At 44.6% G+C, this 2,192-nt stretch carries 5 protein-coding genes; all 5 read left to right on the top strand.

Annotation, left to right across the window (positions count from 1 at the left end; genetic code table 11):
* Positions 1–330: CoA-transferase (locus tag ACQY6Q_RS03205; protein ID WP_427977793.1), on the top strand; the 330-nt coding region annotated here is incomplete at its 5' end.
* A 182-nt stretch (positions 331–512) separates the two neighbouring features.
* Positions 513–830: a hypothetical protein gene (locus tag ACQY6Q_RS03210; RefSeq protein WP_088211396.1), complete on the top strand. Its 318-nt coding sequence runs from the start codon at positions 513–515 to the stop codon at positions 828–830.
* 165 nt (positions 831–995) lie between these two features.
* Positions 996–1,169, top strand: coding sequence for a hypothetical protein (locus ACQY6Q_RS03215; RefSeq protein ID WP_427977795.1), 174 nt, complete (start codon positions 996–998; stop codon positions 1,167–1,169).
* Between the two features lie 121 nt (positions 1,170–1,290).
* The gene (locus ACQY6Q_RS03220) at positions 1,291–1,893 is read left to right on the top strand and encodes a DJ-1/PfpI family protein (protein ID WP_427977797.1); all 603 of its coding nucleotides are present in this window, start codon (positions 1,291–1,293) and stop codon (positions 1,891–1,893) included.
* A 31-nt stretch (positions 1,894–1,924) separates the two neighbouring features.
* A partial coding sequence (locus ACQY6Q_RS03225) for a cytoplasmic protein (RefSeq protein WP_427977800.1) occupies positions 1,925–2,192 on the top strand: 268 nt, incomplete at its 3' end.

Raw genomic sequence — 2,192 nt, forward strand, 5'->3', positions numbered from 1 at the left:
AATGGTTCCATCGCCTCATGGATGATCCCAGGTAAGCTTATCAAGGGCATGGGCGGCGCAATGGATTTAGTGGCGGGTGCCGAAAATATTATCGTGACTATGATGCACGCCGATAAGTACGGTAACTCTAAGCTGTTACCCGTGTGCGAATTGCCCCTCACAGGCTACGGCTGTATCAAACGTGTTGTTACCGATTTAGCCTTTATCGAGATTAAAGACGGCGCCTTCCATCTGTTAGAACGCGCCCCCGGTGTAAGTGTTGAAGAAATTGTCAGCAAAACCGCTGGTAAATTAATCGTACCAGAGCATGTACCAGAGATGGTGTTTTAAGCATTCTTTAACACAGTAAGTTAATAAACTCACACAATACACATCAGCTAAATGCTAGGCTTAGACCTCCATATAAGCCTAGCTATCTAGTGAATTACCAACTAAATTATCCATTGCTAATCATTAGCAAAAACTAAGCAGCTATCACATTGTTAACACAGCTAAAGAAGGGAGAATGCTTAGTGAAATTTCCTATTAGATTCACTTATGACGAAAGCGTTGTACTTTCACTGGGCGCAATACTGTGGGTTGAAGCAATCATCGGCTTATATGGTATTGGCATCTATTTAATTGGTACCTCGCCAAATGCCCACGAAGGCATAATATTAGCGGCTGGCATGTGGTTTTATTCCCTATTTTTTCAGATCCCCTACGCGTTCTTTTTATATAAGTATTGGTACAACACTCGCCCCCTAATAAAACAGCTAACCGTCATATCCATCCCAATATTATGGTTTCTTTATTTTTATCCAACTTATCAAGGGCTAAATGTTGTTTAAGGTCCATCATTTTAAAACCTATTAACTGAAAGCAATCGATTTACTCGCCTACAGGTGCTGAATCATTGTTACCAAAAGATGTTTTAACTCTTTAGCACCCAAATTAGCGATCTTAAGCACAGTTACGGTAAACTCGCCGCAGCTAAAATAGTAAGGATGCTCAAGTTGTTAGCTAAATTTCTCAATAAGCGCAGCCGCAAATATATGCGTGATCATGCTGCAACGACAGGGTTCCAACGGATTGAAGATGCAGCCAATGACGTGTTAACCCAGACATTAGCCAGAATGCAAAGCCAAGATTTTGATGCCCATGCTATTTTTGCCAAGCGGCTCCCATAGTTAAGTGCTGGTTAACATATTGATTAACCATGCATTCCAATAACCCATATTGATAACCCCTGACTTAAGGCTGAGCCTATTCAAGCCTTAAGTCATCCCAATGCAAACGAGAGGACAAAGGATGTACCAGATTGCGATTGTGATATTCGATGAATTTACCGATATCGATTTCTTTTTAATGCGCGATATTCTCGGCCGCACAACAACCGATTGGACAGTCAAAGTGCTAGGCACCAAACCTAGCCATAAGTCGAGTTTGGGGATGACGGTAGAAACCCATGGTCATGTCGCGCAAGTCGCCGATGCTGACGTAGTATTATTCAGCAGTGGTTACAAAGGCGTACCTGCCGCACTTGCGGATCCTGAGTTTATGTCGGCCCTTAAATTAGATCCCGCACGGCAATTACTTGGCAGTATCTGTGCGGGCTCATTCTTCTTTGCCAAGTTAGGCTTACTCGACAATATCTCAGCAACAACTCACCCCGATGCCAAACCCGCATTAGTGGCCATGGGGGTGGAGGTGGAAGACTGCGCTCTGGTGATCAATGGCAATATTGCCACTGCGGGAGGTTGTCTGTCCTCACTCTATTTAACGGGTTGGGTAGCGGAGCGTTTATTTGACAGTGCAAAGCGCCGCGAAATTCATCGGCAACTGATCCCCGCAGGCCAAGCCGATGTGTTTGAAGCTTTAATCGAATCCTCGATTGCCTCAGCGATTCGCTAACACAGCTCTTCAGGATAAAAGGCCTTCAATAATGACACTCAAAGCACTACTCAATCAGTTAAAAACCGAACACAAACTCACCAGCGTAGCCGAACTTGCGGCGCTATTGGCGCAAGATGAAGCGCTAGTCCAGCAGATCAAACAGGCGGATACGCAGTATTGGGTCAACTTTAGCAAGCAGACGTTTGATGGTTGGTACTGCGTCGCTACGCCATCGAATGCCAGCTACCATGTGTACTATCAAGAGCGTGGACAACATTGCTGGGAAGAAGAAGTATTTAGCGATCAATACTTGGCCA

It is taken from the genome of Agarivorans sp. (assembly GCF_050295395.1).
Classification (GTDB): domain Bacteria; phylum Pseudomonadota; class Gammaproteobacteria; order Enterobacterales; family Celerinatantimonadaceae; genus Agarivorans.